Origin of the sequence: Natronoflexus pectinivorans, from assembly GCF_004345615.1 — a bacterium.
In the GTDB taxonomy this organism is placed as follows: Bacteria; Bacteroidota; Bacteroidia; order Bacteroidales; family Marinilabiliaceae; genus Natronoflexus; species Natronoflexus pectinivorans.
Map to the genome: position 1 here is coordinate 105,777 of NZ_SLWK01000007.1, position 14,999 is coordinate 120,775.

A 14,999-nucleotide genomic window follows, 5' to 3' on the forward strand; every position below is an offset into this window, starting at 1 on the left:
TTAATTAAGGCCTGATTTTTGCAAATCTATTTACGTAGTATTAATTTTATTTGGCCTTAAATCAACTTTGCAGGGTTTATGACAAAGCTAAGTCTCCTTATATTATCAACAGCTCTGGCTCTGATTTCGATGAGCGCATCCGGACAACGAGTGCAACCAATTCTGGAGACCGATTCTCTCTTGATCAACCTGCACTATCTGCGTTCCGAAATTAGGGATGGAGATACCATTGCTCATGTTTTGCTGGATGAGGTTAGAATTATCCCGCCATGGAACTTTCAGAATCGCCGTGAAGAGAGGCGTTATGGGCGTTTGGCACATAATGTAAAGGTGACTCTTCCATACGCTAGACTTGCTGCTGAAAAAATGCTGGAAATCAATAATGAGATGGCAAAAATTAAGGACGACAGGGAGAGGCGTCGCTATTTAAGAAGTGCTGAGCGTGAGTTGTTTGCTGAGTTTGAAGATCCTTTGAGAAGACTGACTTTCACCCAGGGACGATTATTGATTAAGCTAATAGACAGGGAGACCGGAGATACCAGTTATAATCTCATTCGGGAGTATAAAGGGGGAGTGCCTGCCTTTTTTTGGCAGGGAATTGCACGCTTGTTTGGTGCAAATCTAAAAGATGAATACGATCCCGATCAGGATGATAAAATGGTTGAGCACATCATCCAGTTAATCGATATGGGACTACTCTAATTGATGTTTGGCAAGATGATTTTAAAATAGCAGATATGCTAAATCACATATCTGCTATATTAAATCTTACATTAAATCATTTTCAATACAGTGTTGACAATATTTCTGGCTCCTTCGGCAATCTGTGTGATGGTTGCATCCAACATATAGCAAGGAGTCGTGGCTATCTTGTTTTTTTTGTCAATAATAACTTCACCATGAGTAGTATTTACATGAGTTCCACCCATTTTGTTAATGGCTGCGGCCGTGCCTTCATCACTTCCGATGGTTACTTCTGCTGCTCCTAAAACCTTTGTGATTAAAGCAGGAGAGATACATAATGCCCCAATGGGTTTTCCGGCTTTATGGAAAGATTTTACCACCAGTTCAGCTTCCGGATTGACTTTGCAATCGGGGCCATCAACTGCAAAAGAGCAAAGGTTTTTGGCTACCCCGAAACCACCGGGAATCATGAGTGCATCTGCATTCTCTACTTTAAGTTCTGATAATGGTTTAATATTTCCCCGGGCAATTCTGGCCGCTTCTATCATCACGTTGCGCTTTTCATTCATCTCTTCGCCAGATATGTGGTTCACTACATGATGTTGCTCAATATCTGGTGCAAACAATTCATATTCGGCGCCGGCCTGCTGGATTGCCAACATGGTAAGAACCGATTCGTGTATTTCTGCTCCATCATATACACCACATCCTGCTAATATGACTGCAATTTTCTTTTTTGTCATGATTGTGTAATTTTAATAGGTTTTACATCCAATGACTAAATTAAAATAATCCTGAAACAATTGCAAACAGTGGATTTATGAAACGAGCCATGAGAAAGATTTCCTCATACAGGGGAATCGAAGATCGGCGAAGCCAATGACTCGATTGGCGAGTTCCATGTGACCTTAAAATACAAATTATAGACACATGAAAAGGACTTTTATCGCTGTCCCAATTCAGCCAGTTGAGCCTCTTCTGGAAGAAATAGAATTTTTTAAGAAAAATTTGCGTGGGGTAAATGTGAAATGGGTTGATGTTAATCAAATGCATATTACACTCGCATTTATAGGTGAAACCAATTCTAAAATGGAACAACAAATCACAGATTTGTTGTTAGGATTAACTGGTCAATTTTCAACCAGTATTATTGATCTGTCCGGGTTTGGTGTTTTTAGTTCCCTGAAAAGTCCCCGAATTTTATGGATTGGAATAAAAGAGAACTTAGTACTGAACGATTTACACCAATACTTCAGTAGTCAATTACAAAAAGCAGGTATAAAAGTTGAACAAAGAGACTTTGTTGCACACATAACCATTGGCAGAATAAAGCAGTTGATAGACGAAAAGAAGTTCAGAGATAGTTTTAATGGGAAATTCACATCAGCGAATCATGCTGTTTTATTATCAAAAATTGTTTATTATGAAAGTGTACTCCGACCAGATGGTGCTAAATACGTGGAGCTTGCGTCGCTTTGTATCTGCTGACTTATGTATGTGTTATTGGTTTTTTACCAGCTCAAGCATCAGGATGCTTTTCGGATTGAGGATGATATTGCCAAATCCAGAAGAAACTTCACCTGTGGCAATGTTTGTAACTTGACCGATATTACCTATTGAGGTGGAGAATCTACCGGGTTCAATTCTTTTTGGGGATGAAATATGGTTGTTGATAATAACCAGCAATAATTTGTGATCCGATTCTCTAATGTAAGCATATATGTTATCCCTTGGCTCAAAATGGATGGTGTTACCGGTCATCAGTTCCGGATTGTTTTTTCTCCAGTTAAGCAGAGTGGTGAAATATCTTAAAGCTTCACGTTGTTGGTTCGAGAGGGTGTTTGGGTTGAATGCGCTCACCTGATCTCCAGGCCATCCTCCGGGAAAGTCTCCTCTTAAAAAACCGGTTCCTTGTGCAGCCAGTCCTTCCATCATGACCTCCGAACCGTAGAGGAAGGATGGGATGCCTCTGGCAGTAAGTAAAAAACCAGCATACATTTTGAATATGCTTAAATCTTTTTCTGCAAGAGTAAAGAGCCTGGTAAGGTCATGGTTATCGCCGGTAAAAATAAGCTGCGATGCAGCATCGGTATATGCACGGTCTCTTGCTTTGGTTTTGTATATGTTGAATAGCATATCATTCGGACGGCTGTATTCGGCAAATACATCCATCCAGTTTCTGTACAGAGGCTGATCGGTTATATGTGTAAATGAGAATTCGCCATTGGCGCCGGTTTTCCAGTATTTGTTATGAACAACCGATGAGGTTTCAGCTGTAGCTATGAGGTTTAATGATGGAAAATCCAATGTAATTGCTTGTGAGAGTTCTTCCAGTAATTGGGGATGCAGTAGGTGTGTTTTCTCAATTTTAATACCATCCGGTTGTGTTTTCTGTATCCACCAAAGAACATTTTGAATCAGATATCTTCGGACCTCCGGGTTATTATGGTTGAGAGATGGCGAGTCGAATGATTCCCATCTGTTGGTTTGCCGGCCGATATCTTCTCTACTGGCGTATGGATCAGCAAAGACAATGGGGTTGTCGCTGCCGGAATGAATGTTATCTCTTTGATAAATCCAATCTGGTGCAGGAAGGTTTTGTATGAGCGAGTTTTGGTTTCCGGCCTTATGCAATACTTTGGTTAGAATTACTTTGATATTTCTTGTTCTATAATGAGATACTAAGTTGGTTAGGTCATTAATGCTACCTAATCGTGAATCAACTTTGTAGTGGTTCGTAGGTGAAAATCTTTCGTAGGATAGAACAAGTTGGTTCGTTTCATACACCGGAGTCAGTTCAATGGTGGTAACTCCGAGTTGCCTCAAATAATTTGAGGAGTTAATAATTCCCTGAAGATCTCCCCCATGAATGCCTGCCGGATTTCTTCTGTCTGATCGTTCAAAATACCCGTTTATGTTATCATTTGCCGGAACTGCATTAACAAAACGATCAGGAACAATTTGGTATATGGCATCAGCTCCCGTTATTGTGGCCGGACTGAAATTTGTGACTCTGTTATTGAGAGTAAAGTTTACAACCCCAACAGCCTGGTTTCTGTTTGAAAGCCGAATTGGATAGATTCCAGGCGATGCGTTATTTGATATTTCTATTTCCAGAAATAGGTGGGTACGATTTTGTGAAGAATACTGGTTCCTGATGGTTATGCCTTGTTGGTTGATCCCAGCCTGGCTTTGTGCCACATTATTCCCTTGAATAACCAGAAGTAGCCTGTTATTCTGCATACCTATCCACCATTCCGAAGGCCAGCATTCAATTTGGTTTCTTCCTGTTTGTCCCGACAACAAGGATGAAAATGAAAAAAATAGTATGATAGAGGTGATAACAGCCTGGTTCATAGCATTGCATTTTGCTATTAAAAACGGTGTATTGATGCGTTTATTACAAATATACAGAATAAATTATGAGGATATGAAGAGAGTTTGTTAATTTTTAAAGATATAATGCTGATGTTTTCTTTATATATTGAAACGAGCCATGAGAATCGCCAGATCGACGAAGTCAAAGCTTTTCTCACACAGGGGAATCGAGATCGTCGTAGCCAATGACTGGATTGGCGAGTTCTCCCGAGGCCTCGGGAGTAACTAAAAAACAAATTATAGTATATGAAAAAAGGGATGGTCAATGACCATCCCTTTTATATATGATTCAATATTCAGATTATTGTACAATTGATCTGAAGGTAGCATCTGCAAAGAATCTTGCGAATTCCATGTCAGTAGCAGCATATTGCTTGTATTTAGCATCCAGATCAGTTGCTTTACGAAGACTGTCAAACATCATATCTGTATCGTTGGTGCGAACAGCAACGATCGCTTTTAGATAATACTTAAGACCAACTTCTTCTGTGTTTGCATTAAGTGTAGAAAGAGCAGCGTCATAGTTGCCTGCAAGAATTTTTGCAAGAGCAGCGTTGTTGCTTACACTGTTTCCAAAGTAACGAACAGCTTCGTCATAAAGACCTTTTTTAAGAGCCACAACACCAAGGTTGTTGTCAAGAGCACTTCCTGCACCAGCAGCTGCACCGAAATACTCTTCAGCTTTGGTAATATCTCCTTCACGAAGTGCTATTGCTCCAAGGTTGTTCATAACCTCTGGTTGGTTTGCCTGAACTGAGTTAGCTCTTTCAAATGCAACTTTAGCACCAGAAAGGTCATCTTTTTTGTAAAGGGCATAACCTACGTTGTTATGAGTTCTCCAGTCGTTTGCAAATTGAGAGGCAGCAGCCTGATAAATGGCAAGTTGTTCATCAACGTTATCAGTTAAAGTTGCAGCGTAAAGAATTTCTTCCACGTTAAGGGCAGATGGATTGCTTGAGGCAAGATCTGAAATTTCTTCGTCCGATTTTCCAATTTCTTCAACGTTAACGCTCATTCTTGAACGACGCAGCTTTGGCAAAATGTCGTCAGCAAGTACTTCAAAAGTACTAGCCATGTTTCTAATTTCACGCTCACGCACTTCAGGATCGGTATGCATTGAAAGTACACGTAGGATCAACTCTTTATCCTGAATGTTACTTCTTTCAACCAATTGCTTGAAACCTTCCCAGTCTTCAGGAGTTGTTCTCAGGTCAAAGAAGTCAGCGTCACTTGCATCAGCAACTCTTGCTCTTGTGAACTGACGAGAAAGGTAGCTTTTAGCTGAGTTCTCACGTTGAGAAGCTAAACGGGTGTTTAAGTCGATTGGTCCGTCAGGAGAAGCGTAAGAAGAGATGTCAACACCTCTGAATTCTTTGTTCTCAGCATCACGAACTTGTACAATAAAGTCGTTGATTGCTTTTACTTCATCCTTAGTCAACTCAGTGTTACGAATGTTAGCCTGATGAATCAGATAAAGAATTTCGGCAGTTTTTGTAATGGGGATGATTCTTTGGAATTGGTCTGCACCAACAGTGCTTTTAATTCCTCTTGCTTCAACCATTGCAGAAGTAGAAATAACTCCTTCAGCAATTTTGTAAGGTTCAAATACTACTTCATTGTTACCTCTGGTGGCACGAATACGCACAACAAGGTCTGAAACTCTCATGTTCTCATTATAAGGAACAGATTGTTCGTAGGTAACCTGGCCGCCATTGGCTCTTGAAATAACCTGATGGTTACCTTCAGCACGGTCGCCTTGAATAGTATAGCTTGGGAAAGCGGTTTCACCACCTTCGTATACCAATACAGGTGTAGCTTCCAGAGTAGCTCTGCGGTCAAAATATCCAGCAGGGATTCTTACTCTGATGTTTGCATTTACCTGGCCCCCATGAGCCTCCAAAACTTCAGGTGTAACGGTATAGCTAATATCCTCCGCATTTCGTCTCATCTTCTCGAGACTGGAGCATCCGGCAAAAACTACAGCAGTTAGTGCCAGAAAAGCAAAAAGTTTGATTGTCGTTCTTTTCATAATGTTTGCTTAATTATTTGTTCTTGAACTAATTCTAAATCTCACACACAAATATAATAATGTTTTCAAAAAATAAAAGTTTCAAACCCTTTTTATTGTGAATGTTGGCTGTTAAAGCATTTTCGCAGGGACAAACTTTATTTTAAATCTAACATAAAGATATTTAGTATTTGTTTTTTTATTTCCTTACCAATACATTTCAAGGCGAATAAAACTCTAAATTAACAATAATTTATTAGATTCCCCATTCTTATTAAGTTTTCGATGTTGTTAAATTTTATGATATTTATTTAGTTGGCTTAAAAACAGTGTGTTGTGTGTTTTCTGATAATTCCAATAATCTGCCTTGATCCAATAATTGCTAATGCTTTTACTTAGATGCAAATATTCATTACTTTTTTTATATCTGCAAGTAACTTTAGCTGATTTTCGGTTGAATTACTTATTTTTTTCTGAACTCCATGTTTCATTCATGCTAAATAATGTAAAAGCTAGCCTGTCTGCCACTTCTTCAATTTGCATTGAAAGAGGTTTTCCTGCTCCATGCCCTGCCAATGTTTCTATTCTGATGAGTACCGGATTCGGGCCACTATACCGATCCTGCAGAGTGGCTATGTATTTGAATGAATGCGCTGGTACAACCCGGTCGTCGTGGTCGGCAGTCGTTACCAAAGTAGCTGGGAACAGATCCCCTTTTGGGATATTGTGGATAGGAGAATAAGCATAAAGATATTTGAACATCTCTTCACTGTCATCGCTTCTTCCATAATCGCCAGCCCAAGCCCATCCAATTGTAAAATATTGATACCTGAGCATGTCCATTACACCAACTGCTGGTAGCGCAACGCCAAACAGATCAGGGCGTTGATTGGCCACAGCACCAACCAGCAAACCGCCATTACTTCCTCCCATTATGGCTAATTTTTCGGGAGATGTATAACCTGATTCTATAAGAAATTCCGCGGCCAGTATGAAATCATCAAAAACACGTTGTTTATTCTTTTTTATTCCCGCACGATACCATCCTTCGCCATATTCTCCTCCTCCACGGATGTGTGCGTGAATGTATATACCTCCATTTTCGAGCCAGGGAATAATACGTGCATCAAATCTTGGAGGTTGCACCACATTAAAGCCACCATAACCGTAAAGCAATGCCGGGTTGCTGCCATCCAACTCGATATTCTTCTTATGCACTATAAACAGTGGGACTTCTGCTCCATCTTCTGCTACAACAAAGATTTGGTTTACAGTATACTCTTCACTCTTGAAGTCTACGTTGGGAACGAAGTGAGCTACCGGTGGGTTAGTTGATTTCAAATCCTTTCTGTATACACTCTCAGGTGTTGTAAAGGATGCAAAGGTGAAATAGAGAACGTCTTCTTCACTAAAAGTTGAGAGTCCCGATGCAGATCCTGACCCGGGCAGTTTGATGTCACGAATGTATCTGCCTGCTTTTGAATAAAGACTTAATTTGGATTGAACATCTACCATGTAATGGGCAATGATGTAATTGTCTGATGTTGATACAGATCTTAACACGTTTCCGGATTCCGGTATGATTTCTCTCCAGTTTTCCACATCGGGTCTGTTGGGATTTATGGCCATCAGTCGGTATCGGGGAGCATCATAGTTTGTAAGGACAAGTATTTCATTTCCTATTGTTCCCACATAACTGCTTTGGGTTTCAAAGTCTGTGTCTGCTACAATCCAATTACCTCCCTTGTTAAGGTCGCGGATGAACAGGTTGTTACCCTGTGTGGAAATTCTTGAGTAGAGCATCAGATATTTGTTGTCGTCATCAACCTGTGCTGAAAAGTTCATTTGGGGGTTGTCATTGTCTTGATGAATCAACAGATCCTGATCCTGGGAAGTTCCTAGTTTGTGGTAAAACACTTTTTGAAATTCATTGCTTGCCGAAAGTTCATCTCCCGGAGCAGGCTCGTCATATCTGCTGTAGTAAAAGCCGTTTTCATCCCACGATAGACCAGAAAACTTTATCCATTTTAGGTGTGTGTCCAGATCCTTGCCGGTGGCAACTTCTCTCACGAAAACGTCTCTCCAGTCTGAACCTCCTTTACTGATACCATATGCAACATATTTTCCGTCTTTTGAGACCGATGCCATAGCCAAACTGGTGGTGCCGTCTTCAGAAAATAGGTTTGGATCAATCAGGACTCTTTCTTCACCGTTTTTCTCTTTTACATATAGAACGGCGTGGTTTCTAATGCCATCATGACGGTAATAAAAGATATTTTCGCCACGTTTCCAGGGCGAAAACTGCCTTGTGTATGACCATATTTCGGTCAGTCTGTTTTTTATATCTTCTCTGAATGGTATCTGTTGCAACCATGCGTTGGTTACTTTGTTTTGTGCTTTTACCCACTCTTTGGTTTCTGGTGCATGGTCATCTTCGAGCCAACGAAATGGATCGGGGACTTCATGGCCAAAATATGTGTCCACAACATCCCCTTTTTTGGTTTCAGGATAAGTTAGATCGGGAGATGACATTTGTCGGCATGAAGTGCCGGCAATTGTTAGAGCCAGTATGGTAACGCAAATGACTAGTTTTCGTTTCATCGTTTTAATTAATTAAAATATTTTTCCTTGTTTCTTTAGTATTCTTTCAAAAGTTTTTCCAGAAACCCAGCCCAATGTCATTCCACCTGCAATAAAAAGCATGAGGAGTTCATGAATTTCAATCTGACTGCCGCCAAGATTAAAGAGAAGTGCTGTGATTATTCCGGAAACGATTCCAAAAAGGGTGTATCTTGATAGCAAAAGCCCTTTGGGCGTCATGTTGTGTTTCTTTTTTAGATGAACTGCTGAGTTTTGCAACTGTTTCTGAAATTGTTTGAGTTCTGGTGTTTCGTCTTTTACCCAAATTGCCGCATGTTCCAGCATCTTGTATAAAATCAGATAGTTCTCCATGCACTCTTCACATTCATCTTTTTTATGATCGAGCGTACACATTAGCCTTGGAATGGTTTCTATGTTGTAATGGCGAACCGATTCGCGTGGTACGTCACGGAATATGTCGCTTATGTTTTCATACCATTGAGGCAGTTTTAGCGGTTCGTGTTCCACTAGGTTGAATTTAAAATGGAAAAAATGGATAGATGATACCAAAACACGAATTTAATCTATTTGTTTTAGAAATTCTAATGAAAAGTGGCTGAGTTAAGAAATCCAACCCAAAGTTTTAAGGTTTTTTATTTCTGATTAAAAAAAATGGAGGATGAAAACAAAAAACGCTGCCCATGGGGGCAGCGTTTGACCTTTATAAGAGAATTACTCTATTTCGATTTGTCATTGTCTCTGGGAAGAAGAACTTTTCTTGAAAGTTTTAGTTTTCCTGATCTGGAATCAATTTCGATTAGTTTTACTTCAATTTCTTCGCCTTCTTTTAACACATCTTCTGTTTTTTCGATGCGTTTCCAGTCGATTTCTGAAATGTGAAGTAATCCGTCTTTGCCAGGAAGAATCTCAACAAAAGCACCAAAAGGTACGATTGATTTAACTTTTCCTTTGTAAACCTTGCCCATTTCAGGTATGGCTACAATGGCGTTGATTCTGTCAAGCGCTTTGTCAATGGCTTCTTTGTTATCGGCAGCAATGTCCACTTGTCCAAACATGCCTTCTTCGGTAATGGTCAAAATGGTTCCGGTAGAAGCTTGGATTTCCTGAATGATTTTACCTCCGGGGCCAATTACTGCACCAATCATCTCCTTAGGAATTTTAATTGAAACGATTCTTGGGGCGTGTGGTTTGTAGTCGGCACGTGGTTCTGGCATGGTTTCAACCAGTTTTTCGAGGATGTGCAAACGACCGGCTTTTGCCTGCTCAAGGGCTTTTTCAAGAATTTCATATGAAAGTCCTGCCACTTTTATATCCATTTGTGTGGCGGTGATTCCTTTTGTGGTACCGGTAACTTTAAAGTCCATGTCACCCAGGTGATCTTCGTCACCAAGAATATCAGACAATACTACATATTTCTCTGATTTTGTGTCGGTGATAAGTCCCATGGCGATACCGGAAACGGGTGCTTTAATTTTAATCCCTGCATCCATCAGTGCCAGAGTTCCTGCGCAAACAGTCGCCATGGATGAAGATCCGTTTGACTCAAGTATGTCAGACATAACCCTGATAACATAAGGATTATCTGCAGGAATCATTCCTTTAAGAGCTCTCATGGCCAAGTTTCCGTGACCAATTTCGCGTCGTCCAACGCCGCGGTATGGTCTGGCTTCTCCGGTTGAGAAAGGAGGGAAGTTATAGTGGAGCAAAAATCGGTCGATGCTTCTGTTAAGAACATCGTCCACGATTTTTTCGTCCATTTTGGTTCCAAGCGTAACGGTTGTTAATGACTGGGTTTCACCTCTTGTGAAAATGGATGCTCCATGGGGACCCGGCAAACAATCAACCTCACACCAAATGGGACGAATTTCGTCCATTTTTCGTCCGTCTATGCGGACGTTTTCATCCAGCATGAATCTGCGTACAGCCTCTTTTTCAACATCGTGGTAGTACTTTTTTATCAAATCCATTGGGATTTCGCTCTCTTCCTCATCGACATAGTTGGCCTCAATGAAGTCTTTCACTACCTGGCTGAAATCGTTAAGTCTTTCAAGTTTGTTTGGGTTCGCCTTTTTTGCAACAGCATAGGCTTTGTCATAGGTCTCTTTCCAAACTTTCTCACGTAGTTCTTCATCGTTTTCCTCATGGTTGTATTCGCGGGCTGGCTTTTTGCCAAGCATTTCAACCAGTTCCATTTGAGCTTTACACTGAATTTTGATGGCGTCGTGAGCCACTTTCATAGCTTCAAGCAGTTCGGCTTCTGAAACTTCGTCCATTTCACCTTCTACCATCATTATGTTGTCGTAGGAAGCACCTACGATGATGTCCAAATCGGCTTTCTGCATTTGTGAAACAGTGGGGTTGACTACCAACTGTCCATCAATGCGCGCAACACGCACTTCAGAAATTGGCCCCTTGAAAGGAATGTCTGAAACAGCTAAAGCAGCTGATGCTGCCAGTCCTGCTAAAGCATCGGGAGTACTCTCTTTATCAGCCGAAATTAGTGAGACATTCACGAAAGTATCTGCATGATAATCTTCCGGGAACAAAGGACGTAATGCTCTGTCCACAAGCCTGGAGACCAGAATTTCATAGTCTGAAGGACGAGATTCTCTTTTTTGGAAACCTCCGGGGAAACGCCCAATGGCTGAAAATTTTTCTCTGTATTCAACAGACAACGGCATAAAATCTGTGCCGGGTTTTGCTTCCTGTGCAGATACCACAGTTGCAAGTAGGTATGTGTTACCCATGCGTACAATGACAGAGCCGTCGGCCTGTTTGGCTAACTTTCCGGTCTCTATCACGATTGATCTTCCATCGCCAAGATCAATCACTTTTTCAATTGACTTAATCATAACTTTTCTAAAATTTTTCGTCCCAAAGATAGAATAATATCTATGGACAATTAACTTTTTATCGATAAATATTCGTTAAACAGTTTCTGCAATAGATCATTATGCTTTTCGATTAGCAGAGGTTTATTTTGTGTAATGTGTTGTTATTGAGGGTTATAATACAGTGATGTTGTAGTTGTATTTTATTGATATCCTGCACGATATGCAAAATTGAATTTTTATTGAATAACGATGTTTTACTGGAAACGATAAGCAAAAACGAACGATTTTTACTAAGATAGAGAAACTGTTTATTGTAGTTTTTGTTCAAAACAGAGAATTGAAGATAAGAAGCGTTGGTTGGAGGGATAGGCTGTGAATTAAAAAAGGCAACTCTTTTTAGTTTGAGTTGCCTTTTTGTTAGTTTCGGATTACTTACGTATTCCCAGTTCTTTAATAATAGCCCTGTAGCGGTTAATGTCTTTGGCTTTTAGATAATCGAGCAATCTGCGTCGCTTACCTACCATTTTTACCAACGCATGTTCTGTGCTATAATCTTTTTTGTTTGACTTGAGATGCTCAGTCAAATGCGAAATACGGTGAGAAAATAATGCAATCTGGCTCTCTGGGGAACCAGTATCAGTATTAGACTTTCCGTACTTTGCGAAGATTTCCTTTTTTACTTCTTGATTCAAATACATAACAATATGATTGTAAAATTATTTTGAGCCGCAAATATAATTCTTTTTTATGAATTGTATTGAATTCGAGAGTGGTTTTTTGTTTTATATCATTTTTTTATTCGAAGTAAGGGTTTTTTTTGTTTTTTCTGTCTTTTAATTGAGAGGTGAGATTTTTACGTAAAAAATTTCCATTAGTTTATACGGTTTAGTTCAATGAATTAGAAATAATAAATTCTATAGATATGAAACGATTTTATATTATCGGATTGCTTTTCTTCCTTGTATTAGGTGGAATGCATGCACAACGGGTTGTAAAAGGTTATGTACTAACATTGGATGATTTCACAGTATCGAATATTGAGATACGTGCAAAAAAATCCGGAGCCGCTGTTCAGTCTGATTCAGCCGGTCATTTTGTAATAGTCACAGAAGAGCGCGACGTACTAACTTTTTCAGGAAAAGTCTTTGATAGGGAACGAGTTCGAATTAATCGACGTACTCCGGATACTTTGGAGGTAAATATTAAGTTTAAGAATACTCCGGAGAACCGACAGTTGGCTGTAGGATATGGTTATATGAACGAGCGGGACGTTACTTTTGCAGCATCTCAGATAGACCATAAACGAGAAGATTTCTGTATGTATAGTGATGTTTTTGAATTGATTAAAGGGCGTTTTCCGGGCGTTCAGGTACTATCAGGTGGGCGCGAACCTGAAGTTATTATTCGGGGGATGAGTTCTGTGGTTACTTCAAACTGTGCGCTTTACGTAATTGATGGAGTGGTTGTAAACTCAATTGGACACATTTCGCCATGCCAAATCTCCAAAATAAGTGTATTGCGTGATTCTTCAGCCTCTATTTACGGAAGTAGAGGGGCGAATGGGGTGGTGTTGATTGAGACGCACAGAGCGCATTGAGATTAGCTAACTAAGTTGGCACGCATACGCGTGCCAACTTAGTTTAAGTGCTCATTATTCCAGTATTGTTTGAAACGTTCGCCCATTATGTTATTACTAGTTTCAGAGCTGGCTATGATACCCAATTATTAAACAACTCTAAACGAATGTTTCATTAGAGAAGGTTTAATCGGGCTCTCATATAATTCTTGAAAATTCTTCAAATATTACACAGATGTTCTTTTTTTGCTGATTTTATTTATTTACTAAACCGGAAATAATCAAAATCTGCAAAACCGGAATCATTGGTGGTTTGCTGACGGGTACAGAAAACACCAACTTTTGCTCCAATCCAGTGACCACGAGTCGCTCTAAATTTTGTATCCATTGATCTGAATCTTCGACCATTGGTGCTGTAGCTGAATTCTGTCATAAAGTCTGCACCAACTTTTATGCGCAGATAAACGGTTTTTGTGTCAACTTTTTGTGCAAAGACTTCTTTTTCTTTCTCGCCGTGTTGAGCTCCGTTGTTGATGTTGTAAACCAGATAGATGCCATCTTCACGATCTTCAAGCGCAAATGATGCATAGTTTCTACCCATTACAATTACGCCTGCACGTTCGCCAAGTTTGTTTTCATTGGGGTTGAATGTCATTTTTGTTTCCACAGTAAATGCTTCCCCGGGAAATTTTTGCAGCAACAGGTTTGGTACTTGGTAATAACTTACAGCATCTTCAGGAATCAAATCAGAGAAGAGTCTTAATTGTTGAGTTCCGGGGTTAATAAATGCCCAAGTATTTTTGGGATTGGCGTGCCACTGCCATTGTAAACCAAGTTCTACGTTATCAAATTCATCAGAATCGGGAGGCGTTACAATAGGAAAAGTGCCTCCAACATTTGGTTTGCGGTGATGAGATACTGGTTCTCCAATGCCATCACCATTGTTGTCGATGCCAATGATTGGCCAACCGTCATTCCATATCATGGGGTTCAGATGAGTGATTCTTCCGTAAGCATCTTTACACTGAAAATGAATGAACCAGTGTTCTCCTGAATCTAGTTGAACCCAACCACCCTGGTGAGGGCCGTTTATGTTGGTGTTTCCTTGGTGCATTACAGTTCTGTTTTCGTAAGGCCCATATACATTTTTAGAGCGGAGTACTTCCTGCCAGCCCGGAGTTACACCACCTGCCGGGGCAAAAATGTAGTAGTATCCGTTCCATTTGTAAAATTTGGGGCCTTCAATGGTTTCATGTGCTTCATGTCCGTCGAACACTATTTTGCCTTCGTTCAACAGATGAGTTCCACAAGGACTCATTTCACTCACCACCAAAATGCTCTTGATGCCTGCTCTACTACCTGCATAGGCGTAAACCAGATAGGCGCGTCCGTCATCGTCCCAAAGAGGAGAAGGATCAATCAGACCTTTACCTCCCTGAACCAGGTGCGGTTTACTCCAGGGGCCTGCCGGGTCCTCAGCTTTAAGCATGTAGATTCCAAAATCGGGATCACCATAATAAATGTAAAACTCATTGTTGTGATAACGCATGCTTGGAGCCCACACTCCGTTTCCATGTTGTGGTTTTGAATAATGATCATAAGGCATTTGACGATCCAGAGCATGTCCGATCAATTCCCAGTTAACCAAATCTTTAGAATGAAGAATTGGTAACCCCGGAATGGCATTAAAACTGGAAGCTGTCATATAAAAATCATCGCCAACCCGTATTACGTCCGGATCTGAATAGTCGGCGTAAAGTATGGGGTTTTTAAAGGTTCCGTCGCCTTGGTCTGCTACCCAGACATCAGAAACGAAGGGGGTTTGGGCGGTAACAGTCGCAATTAATATCAGCAAAACTGATAAAAGTGAAATATTCCTCATTTTAAACTGATTAATATGTTAATTATATAATTAGTA

11 protein-coding genes are annotated in these 14,999 nt (G+C 40.2%); 3 read left to right on the forward strand and 8 right to left on the reverse strand.

Going from position 1 to position 14,999, the window contains the following annotated elements; genetic code table 11:
- The first annotated feature begins 78 nt into the window (after positions 1 to 78).
- Positions 79 to 702, forward strand: a complete 624-nt coding sequence (locus EV194_RS10675; RefSeq protein ID WP_243699393.1) for a DUF4294 domain-containing protein — start codon at positions 79 to 81, stop codon at positions 700 to 702.
- A gap of 71 nt (positions 703 to 773) precedes the next feature.
- On the opposite strand, the gene elbB is transcribed toward EV194_RS10675, so the two are convergent.
- Positions 774 to 1,427 (reverse strand): isoprenoid biosynthesis glyoxalase ElbB, encoded by a 654-nt coding sequence (elbB, locus tag EV194_RS10680; RefSeq protein WP_132434028.1) that lies wholly within the window; start codon positions 1,425 to 1,427, stop codon positions 774 to 776.
- A 187-nt stretch (positions 1,428 to 1,614) separates the two neighbouring features.
- Here elbB and thpR point away from each other — a divergent pair, with 187 nt between their 5' ends.
- On the forward strand, positions 1,615 to 2,172 hold the full coding sequence (gene thpR, locus EV194_RS10685; protein WP_132434029.1) for an RNA 2',3'-cyclic phosphodiesterase: 558 nt from the start codon (positions 1,615 to 1,617) through the stop codon (positions 2,170 to 2,172).
- Between the two features lie 12 nt (positions 2,173 to 2,184).
- Here thpR and EV194_RS10690 read toward each other — a convergent pair whose 3' ends face one another.
- The 6 genes from EV194_RS10690 to rpsO form a co-directional block, all read right to left on the reverse strand.
- Complete coding sequence (locus EV194_RS10690) at positions 2,185 to 4,041, reverse strand: alpha-amylase family glycosyl hydrolase (RefSeq protein ID WP_132434030.1); 1,857 nt, start codon at positions 4,039 to 4,041, stop codon at positions 2,185 to 2,187.
- Between the two features lie 322 nt (positions 4,042 to 4,363).
- On the reverse strand, positions 4,364 to 6,091 hold the full coding sequence (locus EV194_RS10695; protein WP_132434031.1) for a TPR end-of-group domain-containing protein: 1,728 nt from the start codon (positions 6,089 to 6,091) through the stop codon (positions 4,364 to 4,366).
- Between the two features lie 438 nt (positions 6,092 to 6,529).
- Positions 6,530 to 8,671 (reverse strand): prolyl oligopeptidase family serine peptidase, encoded by a 2,142-nt coding sequence (locus EV194_RS10700; protein ID WP_132434032.1) that lies wholly within the window; start codon positions 8,669 to 8,671, stop codon positions 6,530 to 6,532.
- Between the two features lie 12 nt (positions 8,672 to 8,683).
- Positions 8,684 to 9,178 (reverse strand): hypothetical protein, encoded by a 495-nt coding sequence (locus EV194_RS10705; protein ID WP_132434033.1) that lies wholly within the window; start codon positions 9,176 to 9,178, stop codon positions 8,684 to 8,686.
- A gap of 209 nt (positions 9,179 to 9,387) precedes the next feature.
- Positions 9,388 to 11,523 carry a polyribonucleotide nucleotidyltransferase gene (gene pnp, locus EV194_RS10710; protein WP_132434034.1) on the reverse strand — a complete coding sequence of 712 codons (2,136 nt, stop codon included), beginning with the start codon at positions 11,521 to 11,523 and terminating at the stop codon, positions 9,388 to 9,390.
- Positions 11,524 to 11,933: 410 nt separating this feature from the next.
- Positions 11,934 to 12,203, reverse strand: coding sequence for a 30S ribosomal protein S15 (gene rpsO, locus EV194_RS10715; RefSeq protein WP_079557140.1), 270 nt, complete (start codon positions 12,201 to 12,203; stop codon positions 11,934 to 11,936).
- A gap of 224 nt (positions 12,204 to 12,427) precedes the next feature.
- Here rpsO and EV194_RS10720 point away from each other — a divergent pair, with 224 nt between their 5' ends.
- Positions 12,428 to 13,102, forward strand: a complete 675-nt coding sequence (locus EV194_RS10720; protein WP_132434035.1) for a TonB-dependent receptor plug domain-containing protein — start codon at positions 12,428 to 12,430, stop codon at positions 13,100 to 13,102.
- A 238-nt stretch (positions 13,103 to 13,340) separates the two neighbouring features.
- Here the strand turns inward: EV194_RS10720 and EV194_RS10725 are convergent, their stop codons facing one another.
- Positions 13,341 to 14,963 (reverse strand): glycoside hydrolase family 43 protein, encoded by a 1,623-nt coding sequence (locus EV194_RS10725; RefSeq protein WP_132434036.1) that lies wholly within the window; start codon positions 14,961 to 14,963, stop codon positions 13,341 to 13,343.
- Positions 14,964 to 14,999: the final 36 nt, after the last annotated feature.